General features: G+C 36.4%; 17 protein-coding genes, 1 pseudogene and 2 riboswitches. Of the genes and pseudogenes, 16 read left to right on the top strand and 2 right to left on the bottom strand.

What is annotated here, in order from left to right; genetic code table 11:
- Window positions 1-141: 141 nt before the first annotated feature.
- Both J0N78_RS01395 and J0N78_RS01400 read right to left on the bottom strand, forming a co-directional pair.
- Window positions 142-2355, bottom strand: a complete 2214-nt coding sequence (locus tag J0N78_RS01395) for a heavy metal translocating P-type ATPase (protein ID WP_209121206.1) — start codon at window positions 2353-2355, stop codon at window positions 142-144.
- A gap of 217 nt (window positions 2356-2572) precedes the next feature.
- Window positions 2573-3436, bottom strand: coding sequence for a cytochrome c oxidase assembly protein (locus tag J0N78_RS01400; RefSeq protein WP_307794877.1), 864 nt, complete (start codon window positions 3434-3436; stop codon window positions 2573-2575).
- Window positions 3437-3666: 230 nt separating this feature from the next.
- Between J0N78_RS01400 and J0N78_RS01405 the strand changes: the two genes are divergently transcribed.
- From J0N78_RS01405 to J0N78_RS01480, 16 genes and pseudogenes are all read left to right on the top strand, one after another.
- A complete protein-coding gene (locus J0N78_RS01405) occupies window positions 3667-4254 on the top strand; it encodes a DeoR family transcriptional regulator (RefSeq protein ID WP_209121207.1) in 588 nt (195 codons plus the stop codon).
- Between the two features lie 18 nt (window positions 4255-4272).
- Window positions 4273-5697: a PepSY-associated TM helix domain-containing protein gene (locus J0N78_RS01410; protein WP_209121208.1), complete on the top strand. Its 1425-nt coding sequence runs from the start codon at window positions 4273-4275 to the stop codon at window positions 5695-5697.
- A 36-nt stretch (window positions 5698-5733) separates the two neighbouring features.
- Window positions 5734-6210, top strand: coding sequence for a FixH family protein (locus tag J0N78_RS01415; RefSeq protein WP_209121209.1), 477 nt, complete (start codon window positions 5734-5736; stop codon window positions 6208-6210).
- 122 nt (window positions 6211-6332) lie between these two features.
- Window positions 6333-6809 carry a PCYCGC motif-containing (lipo)protein gene (locus J0N78_RS01420; RefSeq protein ID WP_209121210.1) on the top strand — a complete coding sequence of 159 codons (477 nt, stop codon included), beginning with the start codon at window positions 6333-6335 and terminating at the stop codon, window positions 6807-6809.
- A gap of 14 nt (window positions 6810-6823) precedes the next feature.
- On the top strand, window positions 6824-7501 hold the full coding sequence (locus J0N78_RS01425; RefSeq protein ID WP_209121211.1) for a c-type cytochrome: 678 nt from the start codon (window positions 6824-6826) through the stop codon (window positions 7499-7501).
- A complete protein-coding gene (locus J0N78_RS01430; protein WP_209121212.1) occupies window positions 7485-8069 on the top strand; it encodes an SCO family protein in 585 nt (194 codons plus the stop codon). Before J0N78_RS01425 ends, J0N78_RS01430 begins: the two co-directional genes overlap by 17 nt.
- Before the next feature lie 382 nt (window positions 8070-8451).
- The gene (locus tag J0N78_RS01435) at window positions 8452-8841 is read left to right on the top strand and encodes a sunset domain-containing protein (RefSeq protein WP_209121213.1); all 390 of its coding nucleotides are present in this window, start codon (window positions 8452-8454) and stop codon (window positions 8839-8841) included.
- A 292-nt stretch (window positions 8842-9133) separates the two neighbouring features.
- Window positions 9134-10249, top strand: a complete 1116-nt coding sequence (locus tag J0N78_RS01440; RefSeq protein ID WP_209121214.1) for an amidohydrolase — start codon at window positions 9134-9136, stop codon at window positions 10247-10249.
- 89 nt (window positions 10250-10338) lie between these two features.
- Window positions 10339-11085 (top strand): gamma-glutamyl-gamma-aminobutyrate hydrolase family protein, encoded by a 747-nt coding sequence (locus J0N78_RS01445; RefSeq protein WP_209121215.1) that lies wholly within the window; start codon window positions 10339-10341, stop codon window positions 11083-11085.
- 84 nt (window positions 11086-11169) lie between these two features.
- The gene (locus tag J0N78_RS01450; RefSeq protein WP_209121216.1) at window positions 11170-11643 is read left to right on the top strand and encodes a hypothetical protein; all 474 of its coding nucleotides are present in this window, start codon (window positions 11170-11172) and stop codon (window positions 11641-11643) included.
- Between the two features lie 165 nt (window positions 11644-11808).
- Window positions 11809-13170 carry an amidase gene (locus J0N78_RS01455; protein WP_209121217.1) on the top strand — a complete coding sequence of 454 codons (1362 nt, stop codon included), beginning with the start codon at window positions 11809-11811 and terminating at the stop codon, window positions 13168-13170.
- A 373-nt stretch (window positions 13171-13543) separates the two neighbouring features.
- Window positions 13544-14749 (top strand): M20 metallopeptidase family protein, encoded by a 1206-nt coding sequence (locus J0N78_RS01460; RefSeq protein ID WP_209121218.1) that lies wholly within the window; start codon window positions 13544-13546, stop codon window positions 14747-14749.
- 216 nt (window positions 14750-14965) lie between these two features.
- The gene (locus J0N78_RS01465) at window positions 14966-15673 is read left to right on the top strand and encodes a DUF5058 family protein (protein WP_209121219.1); all 708 of its coding nucleotides are present in this window, start codon (window positions 14966-14968) and stop codon (window positions 15671-15673) included.
- 22 nt (window positions 15674-15695) lie between these two features.
- On the top strand, window positions 15696-16385 hold the full coding sequence (locus J0N78_RS01470) for a small-conductance mechanosensitive channel (RefSeq protein ID WP_209121220.1): 690 nt from the start codon (window positions 15696-15698) through the stop codon (window positions 16383-16385).
- Between the two features lie 218 nt (window positions 16386-16603).
- A riboswitch (SAM riboswitch) is annotated at window positions 16604-16716 on the top strand.
- Between the two features lie 90 nt (window positions 16717-16806).
- Window positions 16807-17271, top strand: a complete 465-nt coding sequence (gene msrA, locus J0N78_RS01475) for a peptide-methionine (S)-S-oxide reductase MsrA (protein WP_209121221.1) — start codon at window positions 16807-16809, stop codon at window positions 17269-17271.
- Window positions 17272-17330: 59 nt separating this feature from the next.
- Window positions 17331-17438, top strand: a pseudogene (locus J0N78_RS01480) (HAD hydrolase-like protein); the annotation flags it as partial.
- A gap of 88 nt (window positions 17439-17526) precedes the next feature.
- Window positions 17527-17751: riboswitch (cobalamin riboswitch) on the top strand.
- Window positions 17752-17861 lie beyond the last annotated feature (110 nt).

The following is a 17861-nucleotide window of genomic DNA, read 5'->3' on the forward strand; positions in this document are numbered from 1 at the left end:
ATTCAGAAATACATGGATTATACCAAAACTGATTTATAAATCACTGAATCACTACTTTCAAAGTGAAGGTAGTAGAACTGTAATATCAGAGGAAACGTTAATTCTGAAGGAGATTTATTTATTTGTAAATACTATTAGGAACTAATAAAGTTTAATCCTCTTTAATCTAAGTGAGTTTGACACAACAGAAACTGAGCTAAAAGCCATTGCTGCCCCTGCCAACCATGGAGCCAAAAAACCAAGCATTGCAACTGGAACCATAATAATATTATATAGAAATGCCCACAGGAAATTTTGTTTAATATTCGTAATAGTTTTTTTACTGATTATGATTGCGTCAACAAGCCAATTTAAATCACCTTTTATGATTGTAACATCTCCTGATTCAATAGCTATGTCAGAACCAGTTCCTATTGCAACCCCCACATTAGCGACCGTCAAAGCAGGTGCATCATTAATACCATCACCTACCATTACAACTCTATTACCTTCTTTTTGTAATTTTTGAATGATCTCCGCCTTATCTTGTGGCGTAACCTCTGCCCGATATTTTTCTATACCAACCTTTTTTGCTATAGTCATTGCTGAGTTTCCGTTATCTCCTGTCAACATGATTACTTCAAGTCCCATCTGTTTCAAACGAGAAACTGCTGTTTTTGAAGTTGTTTTTATTTCGTCCGCAACGGCAATAATCCCAGCAAAAAGAGAGTTAATAGATACTAACATCACGGTCTTCCCTTCTTGTTCAAGCCTTTTAATCTCTCTTTCTGTTTTAGGAGAAATGTAAAGTTTATTCTTAATAAAGTAACTTGGATTCGAAATCAACACTTTTTTACCGTTTACAGACGCTTGGATTCCATAGCCTGGAATTGATAATATTTGGTTTGCATTAGGAAAAAAGAATATTCTCTTTTTTGCTTCTTTTACAATGGCTCTTGCTACAGGGTGCTCCGAAGTACTCTCAATAGCACCTATCACTTCAAAAAACTCATTTTCACTAAGATGTTCAACAAAAATATCAGTTACTTGAGGCTCTCCTTTTGTGATTGTTCCTGTTTTATCTAAGACAATGATGTTACTTTTACCAAGTAATTCAAGAAATTTCCCTTCTTTAAACAGAATTCCTGATTGCGCAGCTCGTCCACTCCCCACCATGACAGAAGTAGGAGTTGCTAATCCAACGGCACAAGGACATGCGATAATTAATACAGCGATAACCTTTTCCAAAGATTCGTTAAATTGCCCAGGTTGAAATATCATATACCACGCAACAAATGTAACCATAGCAATTGTTATAACAATTGGTACGAAAATTCCCGTGACTTTATCTGCTATTTGCTGAATAGGTACCTTCGCTGCCTGTGCTTCCTCTACAATTCGAATAATCTGTGACAAAGTAGTTTCAGAGTCTCTTTTAGTTACCTTTATTTTCAATATTCCGTTCTGGTTAATTGTCCCTGCGTATACAAAATCCCCGATATCTTTTTCAATCGGTATACTTTCTCCTGTTAACAAAGACTCATCAATCATCGAGTTTCCTCCGATGACTTGTCCATCAATTGGAACTTTTTCGCCTGGTTTTAGAATAATGACATTCCCAGGGGATATTTTATCTACTGGGAATTTAGACTCTTCTCCGTTCAAATATACCGTAGCTGTTTTGGTCTGCAGTTGATAAAGTTTCTTAATGGCTTCTGTTGTCCTTAATTTCGTTTTGGCTTCCAGTAACTTTCCTAACAGAATGAATGTAATAATAAATGCACTTGTTTCATAGAACAATCCAATTGAATGAGAACGGTCTGGAGTATTTAAAGAACTGAAAGTCAGATAATGACTGTAAAAAAAGGCTGCCGACGTACTTAAAACCACTAAAACATCCATGTTAGCACTTCCATTTTTTACTGCCTTCCAAGCTCTTTCATAAAATTGAAATCCTATTATAAACTGAATTGGAATTGAAACGGCAAATTGGAACAAGGGATTGATAAACAGTTCTGGGACTTTAATAAAAGAAGTCCACTTAAAATGAGTAAACATAGCCCACGCCAATGGGAGGGTAAGTAAAGCTGAAAGAATCAATTTCCATTGAAGAACCGTAATTTCTTTTCGTTTTTCATTGTTTGACTGAGCGTTATTTTGCCTATCTATTTTTGCATCAAATCCGATTTTATTAATTTTATCGATAATTTCAGAAACGCTTGTCCGATTATTACTAAATGTGACACGGCCTTTTTCAGTTGCTAAATTTACATGTATTTCGTCTACACCCTCTATTTTTGAGACTACCTTTTCTATTCTTACTGCACAAGCAACACAATGCATTCCCCTAATTTCTAAATGGTTCGTTTCTTTCATATGATTATTTTCTCACCGCTTTCAGGTCTATATGATACATTCTATTAAAATAGTTCTTTTTTAGAACAATAAGAAACAAGAGTCTTATTCTAATGGATATAGTTGGAGACTCATACAAAAAACAGCCAACCTTCTACTATTTTCTGAAGTCTGGCTGTCCTTAAATATTCAATTAAAACTTGAACAATCATAACTGCTTATAAAAGCGTACCTATATTTAAACTTTAACCTTATAGAATAACGAAGTAGGACCACACCAACAAATTTTCTCCTCTCGAGCATCTAGTACTTTGTTCCTTAGACGAAATGTTAGCATTAACGCAAATTTGTGCATTCCCAGCATAAAAATTCCCGACATTACTTGATCATACTTTGTATTAAACGGCGGAGGAAGTATATCTAAGGAAATAGAATGAGAGGGTGTACAAAGATGAGATGTTAATTGTGTAAGAAAAGGATTGTTCATCCCATCCATAAAGGCACCTAAGATGAATAGAAAACATGCTGGCATTAGAAAAACTCCATTCAGAAAAGCATAACGTTTCTTTTGTCCCTTGCAGAAGCGTTGCTTTGGGTCAGGTGCTGCAATTGGCCACCACATGCTAAAAGACAAGATCAACAGCAACACTATATATGCATTGTGAACAAAGGAATTTTGCGAAAAAAGGTTTAAAAAAATCGGTAAATGGTACATCAAGAACAATACTGCAAAGATAATTAAAGCGAACCTTGGGGGTAAGAACCTCTTGCTTATTCCTTTAACCATTGGAATCTTCCATATCTTTTGAAACACATTATTAGGAATCCCTAATAAAAAAATAGGTGGGACAATAAAATATAAAATGCTCATTTGGATCATGTGTAAACTGAATGAGAGATGACTTATCGTTGTTAAAGGACTGCCGATAGTTAAGTATAGTAAACCTAAACTAAGGAAAAAGAATAGTGGTTGTTTATAATAAATTTTTATGTCTGTTAAACGATATACTAATAATGCATATAAAACAGCTATACCTATTAGGCACACTAACAATGGAGTATTCCACATTAATTGACCTTCAAGCAAAACTTCATTAAACACGTACCCCCCTCCTCCCTCAGTTTGAAACTTTCAACTATTGGAATCGTTTTTCATTTTTCATTAACTATATATAATTATGTTTGTTTATGTGATTTATAACAATAAGTCACAAAACTATCACAGTTTTTGTATTATTCTTATTTAAAATAGAGATGAAGATGATAGAATGAGTGTTATAGTTTGTTATTCTATATTAAATATTATCATAATCTAACAAAGAGGTGAAGACCATGCTTCCGATTGAAAGGCAAAGACAAATTAGAATGTTAATTCAAACGAAAAAGACATTGAAAATTAGTGAGCTAAGTGAACAGTTTAATGTCTCTGAAATGACGATTTATCGAGATATTAAGCCTTTAGTAGAAGAAGGCCTTATTTCTAAAACCTTTGGTGGGATTTCACTTGTTGAAAAAAATGAACAAAATTTATCGAATCAAAGCCAATGTGTATACTGTCACAAACCAAACAACCCTAAGATGGCTTATCGTTTAATCTTACCAGACGATAAGGTTGAAACGGCTTGTTGTGCTCATTGCGGTCTACTCCGGCACCGTCAGTTAGGTGAAGAAGTGTTACAGGCGATATGTCATGATTTTTTTATGAATACAACGATAAGTGCTCCTTTAACTTGGTACGTCATGGACACCACCCTTAACATTGCTTGTTGTCAGCCACAAGTTCTAACGTTTGAAAACCGAGAACACGCCGAAAAGTTTGTTAATGGTTTCGGTGGAGAAATCTATGGATTACAGGATGCTAAGGAAGTGGTTTATCAGAAAATGCAAGGTCCTACAGGTTGCTGCAGCAAACATAATTAAGAGAGGAAGGCAATAAATATGAGCGAAATTGTAAAAGAGCAACAAACTGTCTCTAGTAAAACAAGGCAACAAGCAGAAAAGGGAGAAAATTTATACAAAGCGATTTGGAGGTGGCACTTCTATGCAGGTATTTTTTTCGCACCGTTGATCATTTTTTTGGCAATAACAGGAGGTGTTTATCTGTTTAAACCGCAAATTGAAGATTATATGTACCATGATCTTTATTATGTACAACAAGGAGAAACTAAAATATCACCTGCCGAACAAATTAACGAAGTAAAAAAGAACTACCCAAATGCAGAAATAACAAGTTTTACACCTTCTTTTGAAGCTAACAGATCATCAGTTATTGGTATTAGAGATTACGCGGAAAGTGTATCGGTGTATGTTAATCCATATAATGGAGATATCATTGGTAACTTAAATGAGAACGACCGTTTTATGGCATCAGTTAAAGACCTACATAACGGGGAATTATGGGGTGGCACCATCGGAAATCGATTAGTGGAACTCGCTGCTTGCTGGACCATTATCTTAATCATTACCGGTGTTTATTTATGGTGGCCACGTAATAGGAAATCTCTTTTTGGGACATTGATTCCACGCATAAGATTGTTTAAAGGGAAACGCATGTTTTGGCGGGATATGCATGCTGTAACAGCATTTTGGCTTTCCTTGTTTATTGTAATCCAAGTTTTTTCTGGACTTATGTGGTCTGATGTTTGGGGGAGTATGGCACATCGTGCTGTTGAAACAACGGGTGCTGGTAGTCCAGTAGGTGACCAACCTTGGGAATCGTATGCATTTCCCAAATCTACTATTCCGACAAAAGAAGTGGCAGACGTTCCATGGGCTGCCGAAAATATGCCAGTCCCAGAGTCAAATGATATTGGTGTGACTCCAATATCTGTTGAGAAAGTCATACAAACTGTAGAGGACAAACAGGTTCACCCTGGTTATAAAATAGTATTTCCTAAAGACAATACGGGGGTTTACACTGTTTTTCTAGATCCAGCTGACGTGTATCCAAATCGACCTAGGCCTTGGACACAACAGACATTGCATATCGACCAATATAACGGGAAAGTTTTAGCCGATCTTGGATGGAAAGACTATGGAATATTAGGAAAATTAATTTCACTTGGTATTGCGTTTCATCAAGGTGAATTTGGGTTAATGAGCCAGTTTTTCATGCTTACTTTAGTTATTGGTATTGTGATGATTGCTGTTAGTGGCTTTGTGATGTGGTGGAAACGAAGACCAGAAGGAAAACTGGGCTCTCCATCATTGCCAGAAAACTTTAAGATGTTAAAGGGAGTGGGCGTAATTGTCCTTGCTCTTAGCCTTTTCTTCCCTTTGGTGGGTCTGTCACTTTTAGTGGTATGGGTCTTAGATTGGGTAATTATTAAAAGAATTCCAACGTTAAAACAGTGGGTTGGCTAGAAAGATACTTTTTTTAATCGAGGTGTCATACGCATAATGAAAAAATTATTATTATCAAAGTTTGTGTTAATTGCTACATTACTACTTCTATCAGCTTGTACAGGTAGTCAAACAAATGATGAAGTTCCCAAAATAGTAGATGTTGAAATAATGATTCCTGGAAAGATTTCTCTCAATAAGGAAAGTGAATTGAGTGTGAAGCTAACTCAGGGATCAGATATTGTTGACGATGCAGATGAGGTTCAATTTGAAATATGGAAAGCGAATAGCAAGGAAGACAGCGAGATGATTGAAGCTAAACATGAAAAAGGTGGTATATATAGTATCCAAAAGACATTTAAAGAAGATGGACTATATTACGTTCAAACCCATGTAACTGCTCGTAGTTTACATGTCATGCCAAAGAAACAATTTATTGTAGGAACTGCTACGGAAGAGGAACTTAAAGAATTAGAGAAGAATTCCAATAAACAAGATGCACCAAGTGATCAAGGTGGTTCTCACCATCACTAATAAGGAAGGCGATAAGCTGTACTTTGCATATTTGAAAGGTGAGAAACCATACCACGGTTGGAAATAACCTTTTAAATACAGGGTTCTACAATATGTGTGAATAGTTTGAAAGGAGAAAAACGATGAAAAAAGTAATCTTTCCTTTTCTAATTTTTTTTATAGTATTAGTTGGTTGTAGTAATAAAGAAGAAGCCATTCTAGGCCCCTCACAAGAAACAATTCAAATGTTATCTCAGGAGGCACAAAAAATAGATGTAACTCTTCCTGATTTTGTTGAAGGACGACCAAATATGGTTAAGGAAAATTATGCATTAAGTTCTAAATACTCAAATGTCCTAGAAAATATGCCTTGTTTCTGTGGTTGTGTAAACCAAGGGCACGAAAGTAACTTTAATTGTTTTATCAAAGAGAAAAACGGTGAGGATATTGTTTGGGACCAAATGAGCTTAAACTGTGATATATGTAATGGTATTGCAAGAGAATCCATTGCTTTATACAAAGAAGGAAATTCTTTATACCAAATTAGAACTTACATCGATGATAAATATGGTGACTACGGCCCATCAACCAATACACCAATGCCTCCAGAAAATATGTAATTTGAGGAGTACAAATGAAATACAAAAAGGTTTTGATAACTCTATCAGCTATAGTATTGTTTGGCATTATTTTATTTATCGGCAACAATTTTTTTACAGACCCATTTGTTGAATCGTCAATAGAAAGAGGAGAAGAAATTTATAATCATAGTTGTATCCAGTGCCATGGTAATAACGGAGAGGCTAGAAAAATTAGTAGTGCAACAACTTTAAATAACCAAGAGTTTTTATCTTTGGTAAGCGATGAATTTTTATTTAAAACCATTGCTGAAGGACGAGATAACACAAAAATGCCAGCTTTTGGTCTAGATAACGGAGGAAAACTTGATCAAAAAGAAATTAAAGATATCATTGCTTTTATAAGAGCTTGGCAAAATAAGTCTATAAAAATGGATACACCGGAAGTAATAGCTGGGGATACAAATATTGGGCAAAAGCTATACAAAAAAAATTGTCTATCTTGCCATGCTAATGGTATAGGGCCAAATGTGATTAATCCTGATTTTTTAAAACAAGCGTCAAATGAATTTTTATGGGCAACCATCGCTTACGGTAGATCTAATACAGCAATGGGGCCCTCTCTCAAAGGACTAAATGGAGTTCGTCAACTTACAGGAGAAGAAATAAATTCCCTTGTTGTGTTTTTAAGGAGTCAAGGAGAGGTGAAAGAGGAAAATGAAAATACAGAATAACATAAAAAAACTTTTATCTGTTTTAATTTTAATCATATTAACAGCTTGTTCGGGGAATGAAATTGAAAACCGAGTTAACTGGGAAGTAAAAGATTTTAGTTTTATAAATCAAGATAATCAACAATTGAGTCTTGAAGACTTAAAAGGTAAGGTTTGGGTTGCCGATTTTATTTTTACGAATTGCCAAACAGTATGTCCAATCTTAACTTTTAATATGGCAAAACTTCAACAAATGTTAAAAGATGAAGGAATTGAGGTAGAATTAGTATCTTTTAGTGTAGATCCTGAGGAGGATACTCCTGAAAAGTTAAAAGAGTATGCTACTAATTTTAATGCTGATTTTAAAAACTGGCACTTCTTAACTGGATATGAACAAGAAGAAATAAAAGATTTAGCTTTAGAGAGTTTTAAAACCATTGTACAGGAGGACTCAAATTCCGACCAAGTAATCCATGGGACAAGGTATTATTTAGTTGACCAGGAAGGGAATGTAGTTAAGAATTATTTAGGCGATCAAGATGTTCCTTATGAACAGATTATAAAAGACATTAAATCATTAACGAAATAGGCGGATATATGAGAAAACTAGTAGTTTTAAGTTGGATAGTACTAATTATCAGTATCGTCCTATTTTTTATACCAAGACGGGATTGGTAATAGGATTTAATTGATCTATATAAATAAAATTGTTCTTAAAGTGATAAACAAAGTCTACCCCCACGTAAAAAGATTACAAGAAATGGGAGATATAGATTTAAAAAAGCAAAAATGGCACTAAGAAAATTATTTTCTGGTGCTTTTTTTATGCAAATTAATAATATTGTATTTACTTTAACAAAGTTACCTATGTTTATTTAGGTTTATCAATAGTTTATAATAAAAAATGCATATGCAAGTGATTGATTAATAACTATGGTCGCTTACTTGCCTATGTTTGGGTAGGGGATAAAATGTTCAATGAGCTGCTGCTTGAACAGGGATTAGCTCGCGTTGCTTATATTTTTGCGCCAAATACAAAGCATGTTGATCGGTTCTATGAGATACAAAAGGAAGCGCAGCAAAAGGCGATTGGAATTTGGAGTATAGAAAACTATACGACGGATCGTGGTTTTGATGAGGATCGTGGTTTTGATGAAAATGTAATAGATACTACAGAGGAAGCGCCATCTGAACAGCAACCAGGCTGTGATAATCCAACGATTAAAGGAAATCATAGTTCAAGCGGTGAATTGATCTATCATGTTCCAGGTGGACAGTTCTATGAACAAACCAATCCAGAAGAGATGTTTTGTACAGAAGAAGAAGCACAAGAAGCAGGCTATAGAAAATCCAAAAGGTAAAATGCACTTGAAGAGATGGATATTAACGAGGTAGCTCAATGGATGAAAGATAAATATGTCGCTCATTTGTATAACGAAAAGGGGGATAATCGGTTATCGAATTAGACCGTGTTAAAGGGCGAAGTTGTCAGATATAAAAAAGTTGAAGAATGGTAGGGGTAAAACCAATAGCTTGGCATCGCCAGGCTATTCATCTTTTTTGAGGGACACCTAATGAATGATGATTCTATTTAGAACATCTTGAATTGCCCACTTTTTAGTTAAAAAATCTTAATATAAAGGAAGAGTTTCAGTGGAACAGAAAAACCTAAAATTAACGAAAAATCTACGTCATGAATTACATATGCATCCCGAACTGTCCAACGAAGAGGTTTGGACGAAACAGCATTTAATGGATTTTCTTAAAACCTATACACAACTAGAGATTGTAGACAGAGGCCGATGGTTTTATGCGGTTTATCGGGCAGGTAAGGACAAAAAGAACATTGCGTTTCGTGCTGATTTTGATGCACTTCCGATTGAAGAAACGATTGATGTACCGCATGCTTCGAAATTTACAGGGGTTTCGCATAAATGCGGACACGATGGTCACTCCGCATGCCTTGCTGGGTTTGCCCTTGAAATTGACCAGAAAGGGGCTGACAAAAACATCTTTTTCTTGTTTCAGCATGCAGAGGAAACAGGAGATGGGGCGGTTCAATGTGTTTCTTTTATAAAGGAAAATCGCATCGAAGAAATTTTTGCCTACCACAATATGAGCGGGATGGCTCTCAACGCTGTTCATGTTATTGACGGAACGGCTCACTGCGCATCCAAGGGAATGACCATTCATATGGAAGGTACTCCAGCACATGCAAGCCAACCAGAGGATGGAGTAAATCCGGCGTTTGCGATGGCAAAGATTATTGAAGCAATCCCTAAGTTTACTTCTCCAAAGAAAAATAACGGGATGGTACTATGCACCGTCGTTCAGGTTGAAATTGGGGAAAGAGCGTTTGGTGTAGCTGCAAGTAAAGGAAACTTGCTTTTAACTATTCGTGCATTATATGAAGAAGAGTTAGAAAAGCTCCAGAAAAACCTTGAAGATTTTTCTCTTGCTCTCTCTACACAGTACGGACTGAAGACAAGCTTCTCGTACAACGACACCTTTCCTGAAACAGTGAATCACCAGGAAAGCTCTGATAAGATCCGTAAAGCATGTCAAAACAAAGGGCTTCAGGTAGTTGAAATGAAAGAAGCATTCCGTGCCTCTGAAGATTTTGGCTATTATTTGAAAGAGACAAGGGGAGCCATCTGTTTCATCGGAAACGGTAAGGATTATCCTCATATCCATACCGTCCAGTATGATTTCCGGGATGAGATCATCAAAACTGCGGTTGAACTTTTTAAAGGGTTAGCTGAATTGTAAACTGAAGTTTATTTTGTAGAAATGACAATGGCTTGGTGTAGTGTTTTACAATAAGAGACAAATAAAAAGTTAGAAAAGAGGAAACATAGATGAAAAAACCGCTTATTGGTGTATTACCATTGTACGATGAGATAAAAGAAAGCTACTGGATGTTACCAGGTTACATGAAAGGGATTGAAGAGGCTGGCGGGATACCTGTCATGCTTCCATTAACAACAGATCGAGATATAATCTTATCAATTGCAGATCAATTTGATGGTTTTCTATTTACAGGAGGTCAGGATCTTAACCCTGAAATATATGGTGAAAAGAAAGAATCGGTATGTGGAAAACCATGTGATGATCGTGATGTGATGGAAGAGATTCTTTTTAACAGAGTAGTAGAACTAAATAAACCAGCCTTTGGTATTTGTCGTGGATTACAATTATTTAATGCGTTGTTAGGAGGAAAACTATATCAAGATCTTGTAACCCAGAGGCATCAAGAAAAACAATTAGATCATAAACAAAATCCACCATATGAAAAACCCGTACATAAAGTTTACATTGATAAAGAAAACAGACTCTATCACATCTTAAAAAAAGAGTCGATTAAGGTAAATAGCTTACATCATCAAGGGATTAAAGAATTATCCCGTCAATTAGTATCCATCGCTCACTCGGAAGATGGTTTAATTGAAGCTGTTTATATGCCTGAGAAAGCATTTGTTCTAGCTGTACAGTGGCATCCAGAAATAAATTATATAGAAGATGATAGTAGCTTTAAGTTGTTCATTGAATTTGTAGAGGCTTGTAAAAAAACTTCTGAAACTCAAATACCAGGATCATGCTTATAATCTTCCAAACCTGACTTATTGTTATATAGAGGGGATAATTAAATAAGAATAAGGGTAATTTAGTTACAAAAAGGAACTTATTAAATGATTGGACTAATGATTGCTGTTATTCTTTTTAATTCTATTGCTTTTATAACTAACAAACGGCTTTCTAAAAACCAAATCGTCCATATTTGGACATTTACAATTGCCTTTCAATTATTATTTGATGAGTTTATTGATCAAAAATACCAAGGCTATTGGTACTTTGCAAAAGGTGTTAACTGGGAATCTCTACCTGCTCTGACAATGCTCATACCACCTGTTAATGTAATGTTTTTAAATTGGTATCCTTTCGATAAATCATTATTAAAGCGTATTCTTTATTTCATATTTTGGTTGCATCTTATTTTAACTTATGAAGTTATAGCATTGCTACCAGAACCATGGGGATACTTTAATTATGGGTGGTGGAATATATGGCTTTCAGCACTTATTGACCCTGTTTTGCTAATAATAATATTAAAGTATTATAGGTGGATTTGTAAGATTGAAAAAAATCGTGATCTGTCACTGTGACACCCCGAAATATGTCGAAATCATAAAAGGTACTTCCTGAATTTTGTAAACTTCATGTTACATTTTCTTTCCAATCGACGGACAACTTCAAATTTTAGTGAAATAATTTGCATATAACACTAATATTTGGATCAATAAGGTCCTGTTTATGAAAGGAGTACATTTATGATTAATACCGGTACTACGAAGATGACGATAACTCAACTATCATCCTCCCTTAAAAAGAAGGAAGTCTCACCAGTAGAGGTCACACAGGCTTTCTTTGACAAAATTGAAAAGCTAGACTCTAATGTTAAGGCTTGGGTAAGACTTACAAAAGAAGAAGCGCTGGCACAAGCGAAAGTACTTGAAGAAGATCATACTACCATGGAAAGTCTCCCGTTATTCGGAATTCCATTTGGAGTGAAGGATATTATTTATACAAAAGGAGTCATGACAAGTGCCGGATCACGAGTAAATGAGAACTTCATTCCAAAAGAGGATGCAACCATCGTTCAAAAACTGAAGGCTGCAGGTTCCATTGTATTAGGAAAAACGACAACGACGGAATATGCGAGTTTAGGTGGACCTCCAGAAACGCGTAACCCTTGGAATCTTGAGCATACTCCTGGTGGTTCAAGCTCAGGTTCAGCCGCTGCCCTTGCATCGCAAACTGCGATGTTTACATTAGGTACACAAACAGCAGGATCACTGTCCCGCCCAGCTTCATTTAATGGTTTAACGGTCTTAAAAGGAACATTTGGATTGGTTAGTCGCAATGGCATTATTCCTGCAAGTTGGAGTCTTGATCACGCAGGTGCTTTTACTCATACAGTTGAAGATACTTGTCTTGTTTATAATGAACTACTTGGCCATGACCCAAAGGATCCAGCTTCTCTGAAGGCAGGTATTGAAAAGCTTAGATGTACGGATAGTGTGCCCCTTCAAACGATGAAGATAGGTGTACCGCAAGACTATTTCTTCGATGATATTGATTCTTCCGTACAATATGTTTTTGACCAAACGCTTCAGGAGCTTAAAAGATTAGGGGTGACACTTGTTCCATTCCAGCTGCCTTATAATCTTATTGAAGCCAATAGTGCACACGAAACTGTGATGAAGACTGAAATGGCAAGCTATCATGAAGATATGTATCAGGATAGAGGCCATCTGTATACGGAAAGCATGCAAGACCTCATTCGTTCAGGATTAAAAATAACAGCAACAGATTACATAAAGGCTCAACGGATTCGTGATGAATATAGGGCGCTGTTGGTCTCGAGTTTAGCGGATGTAGATGCGATCGTGACACCAGCTGCACCAACACCAGCTCCTTATGGAATACAAGCTACTGGGTCTCCTCGTTTCAATGCATTGTTTACAAATGCGGGCATACCGACATTAACCATTCCTGCAGGCTTTTCGAATCATCTTCCCATTGGTATTCAATTTGCCGGACGGCCTTTAACAGAGCAGACGCTCATAAATATTGGTCATCGTTTCCAACTAGAAACCGACTTTCATCAGCAGCAAGCCATAACCATATGAAGGATGGAAAGGTGAGGTTGTAGATAAGCATTGAGAAATAAATCTATCCATTTTCCTTTTTTAAAGAGGGCTTATTAATCGAAAAAATTTATTATTGAATCGACCGATGTTAGCTTGAAAAACAAGGAGAGTCCATTACAATGACTTTTTCGAATTTGGTTTTTTTAGCTGAAGAAAAAAAGTTAGGAAGGAGATCTTACGAAGGAAAGGTAATTCTAAAAAATACCTGGTACAGTATTAAGTATCAGGAAACATATCAATAATCATAAGTTAAGGTAAACGAGATATTTTATAGAGAGGAGGATCAAATAAAAATTCTAAACTTGGATGGATCAAATTCTCTTAATTTAAACCGGAAAGGAGTAATTTTTATATGGTTGAAAGCATTTTTAAAAGATTACAAGAAATTTATCCGGAGATGGTGAACTTTAGAAGAGAACTACATATGTACCCAGAACTTTCACATCAAGAAGAAAATACACCTAAAAAGATCGCTGATTTCTTAAGTCAATTAGGATTAGAAGTAAGAGTAGGAGTCGGTGGAAGAGGAGTTGTTGCAATATTAAGAGGTGGAAAACCTGGTAAAACTGTAGGTTTACGTGCTGATTTTGACGCTTTGCCAATCCAAGAAGAGAATGATGTGGATTATAAATCTCGTATTCCTGGAGTCATGCATGCGTGCGGCCATGATATACATACGGCAGCTCTATTAGGAGTTGCAAAAGCATTGGCTGAAGTAAAAGAAACGATAGCAGGAAATATTGTTTTTATTCATCAGTTTGCAGAAGAAGTTATTCCTGGAGGGGCCAAGCCTATGATAGAGGATGGCTGCTTAGATGGAGTTGATGTGATATATGGTGCTCATGTTTCCTCAATCCATCCGGTTGGCACGATCGGTGTTAAGGAAGGAGCTACAATGGCCGCAGGGGATACATTTGAAATTGATATTTTTGGAAAAGGCGGACATGCAGCGACTCCGCACCTGACGATAGATCCTATTGTCATCGGGAGTCAGATTATTGTGAATTTGCAACAAATTGTCGGCAGAAAAGTAGATCCTATAAAATCAGCAGTCGTCTCCGTTGCTGCCTTCAATAGTGGTATTGGGTTTAATGTTATTCCTGATAAGGCGAAAATTACAGGAACGGTTCGAACCTTTGATGAGGATGTCCGTGATATGATTGAAAGTTTGATAGGGGAGATGGTTGAGTCGACTTGTAAGGGGAGTGGAGCAACCGCAACCTATAAGTATGTAAGAGGTTATCCTGCTGTAAAGAATCATCCCGAAGAAACAAAAAGAATAGAAAAAATCGCGAATCACCTTTTTGGGCAAGCAAATGTGAAGCAGCTTGATCCGCAAATGGGGATGGAGGATTTTGCCTACTATTTACAAAAGGTCCCTGGTACATTTTTCTTTGTTGGCGGAAATTCTGACTTAGTAGAAAAATACCCTCATCACAATCCAAAATTTGATGTGGATGAACGCTCAATGCTTGATATTGGCAAGCTTTTTGTATCAGCTGTATTTGACTATCTTTCAAATGAAGTAATAGAAGAAAGCGAGCTTATTGAAACTTGATGGAATAGAAGCCGAGAAACGGTATAGTGCGTTAAAGAATAAGGATGGAATGACTTGTTCGGTACTATAATTTAACTATCTTTTATCCTCAATCCAAATCTTTAATTACAAGGGATAAAAGCTAGTAAGAATCCGATTTTTAAAAGGAAGCAACAGCAATGGATTATACTAGAAACCTTAAAAATAGTTTTATAAAAAGAGGGAGGTTCGAACCTTATGGAAGAGATATTAAGAGTTGCTAATAGTACACCGGTTTGGATTTTTGCTTCTATTGTAGTTGCTATTGTTATTTTTCAAGCTGTTACTTTTATTGCGATTGCTTCAAAAACAGCACCAAGTATTGGAATGACTTCACAGGAATCTCGGAGAGCGCTAAGAGCTGGGTTTATTAGCTGTTTAGGACCTTCATTTGGAATCGCCATTGTTATCATTTCTTTAATTACAGTTCTCGGTGCTCCATTTACATTGATGAGAATTGGGATTATTGGATCTGCAGCCACGGAATTAACGGCTGCTGGAATAGGGGCTAATGCTTTTGGGGTTGAATTAGGTTCTCCTGAATTTTCTATGCAAGCTTTTACAACAGTGGTTTGGACGATGTGTCTTGGGGGAACGGGCTGGTTAATCTTTGCCGCACTTTTTACAAAGTCACTTGGAAAAGTCCAGACGAAAGTCGCAAGAAAAAATACGAAAATGATGACGATTATTTCTACAGCTGCCATGCTAGGAGCCTTTGCTTATCTTGCTAGTCAACAAATGGTAACTGGTTACGGACAAGCCATAGCAGCAGTCGTTTCTGGATTAACGATGATGGGCGTTATCCATTTTTCTAAGAAAAAAGAAATCAGATGGCTGTCAGAATGGGCCCTTGGGATTGCATTGGTCGTAGGAATGACACTTGGCTACATATCAACATTAATTTAACTTAGGTTAGGGGGCGGTTTATATGGCAATTGCTAAAAGGATTGAAGAAAGTATTGAGATAAAAAGTGCTCAAACAGATGCGATGCAATCATTTCATTCCAAATCTGATTTCTGGGGGCGTTTAACCCTTTGGTTGGTTGTCTTGGCTTCCTTAATACCACCATTATTTTTTTCATTTGTGCTTGGCTATCACCCGGGGTGGGGAGCTGTAATCGGCGGTCTCATTGGATACGCGGCTTTTGTTGGTATTATGTGGTTTCTTGAGCCTATCACCTATTACCCGATTTTAGGTAGATCAGGAACGTATTTGTCGTTCCTTACAGGTAATATAGCAAATATGTGTCTTCCATGTTCAGCGTCCTCTCAAGAGGCAATTGGTGCAGAGCCAGGGTCAAAGAAAGCTGAGGTCGCGGGTACATTGGGGATTGCCGTTGCTTCATTAACGAATATTTTAATTATCATCACAGTCGTTTTAAGTGGATCATTTATTCTTACCATAATCCCGCAACCAGTTGAAAGTGCTATGCAATTCATATTACCTGCAATATTTGGAAGCGTTCTAGGTCAGTTTGCTTATAAAAAACCACTCTATGGATTAATCGCGATTGTTATCGGTATGGTCATTTTATTCTCGCCAATCTTTAGTTTAATAAAAATTGTTTTGTGTGTAGCATTGACTATTGGCGCAGTACTTTTTTTGGAAAAGAGATGATCTGTCACTGTGACACCCCGAAATACTTCCGAAACACTTCGAAATTTGTCGGAAATAACAGGGATACATGAATATTTCTTTAGTATCTGTGAGTATGGAGAAACAGAAACAGAAAACTGATGCAGAGTGAAATTCCAACCGGAGTAAAAAAGCTTGCAAAATATTAAATAATCATCTACAATACTATTTAAGCCAATATAAATTTTATAGCGATAGACTTCTTATCCAGAGCGGTGGAGGGACAGGCCCTTTGAAACCCGGCAACCATTAAATCAGTGATTGATTTAAACGGTGCCAATTCCTGCAAGGTGGATACCTTGGGAGATGAGAGGATCGTATGAATATACGATAACCTCTCTATATTTAGAGAGGTTTTTCTTATGGGAAGAAGATTTATCGCTCAACAAAGGAGCGAATTAAAATGGAAAAAGCAGTATTTGGAGCAGGTTGTTTTTGGGGAGTGGAAGCCTTTTTTGAAGGTATTCGTGGAGTTGAAGAGACAAGAGTAGGTTATACAGGAGGGCATGTTGAGAATCCTTCCTATGAAGAAGTGAAGACGGGTACGACAGGTCATGCGGAGGCGATCGAAATTTGGTATAACCCTTGGAAAATATCTTATGCAGAGCTCGTTACTAAATTTTTTGAATGTCATAACCCAACGACACTCAATCGTCAAGGCATTGATATAGGAACGCAATACCGTTCAGTTATTTTCTTTCAAAATTTTCAACAATTAGAAGTCGCTAGTAAGATTAAAGCGGAGTTAAATCAAGCGAGTGATAAAGAAATTGTCACGGAAATTTCGCCAGCAAAACCGTTCTATGCCGCAGAAGAATATCATCAAAAGTACTTCCAGAAAAATGGATCCGTTGCTTGTGGGATATAAATATATACAATTTCTTTGATAATGTCTCCCCTCTTAATATGTATAATGAACATAAACTTGATAACTTTATTATGATTGGAGACAGGAAGCACGATATTATCGGTGCAAATAATACTGGTATTTACTCTATTGGAGTAACGTATGAATTAATTATAAATAAGTTTTGACATTAACCAAGATAAATAGTAATATATATATGTTTAATAGAACGCTTTCATATATTAATATGAAAGATGTAAATTAGTATTTTAAAATTTTATATTTATGGAACCAGGTGCAAGATTAAAGATTAAAATTCTACCATCCTTTAATCTGCTTAATAGGGAAGTCGGTTAAAATCCGACACGGACCCGCCACTGTGTTGGGTAGCAGTATCATGTGCTGTTTACTTTCATTAATAACCACTAGGATAGGACATTCCTGGGAAGGTTTGAAAGAGATACCCTAAGTCAGGAGACCTGCCTGTTTTAACATCACTGATAACCTACGGGAATTAGGGAGGTGGTTAGAGAGTGCAACAGTATTTTTTTTATATCTTTTAAAAAAGATACATCTTGTAATTATAAGCATTTCTGACCTCTAAAGTGTCG

Source organism: Alkalihalobacillus sp. BA299 (assembly GCF_017745675.1).
Classification (GTDB): domain Bacteria; phylum Bacillota; class Bacilli; order Bacillales; family Bacillaceae_F; genus Alkalihalobacterium.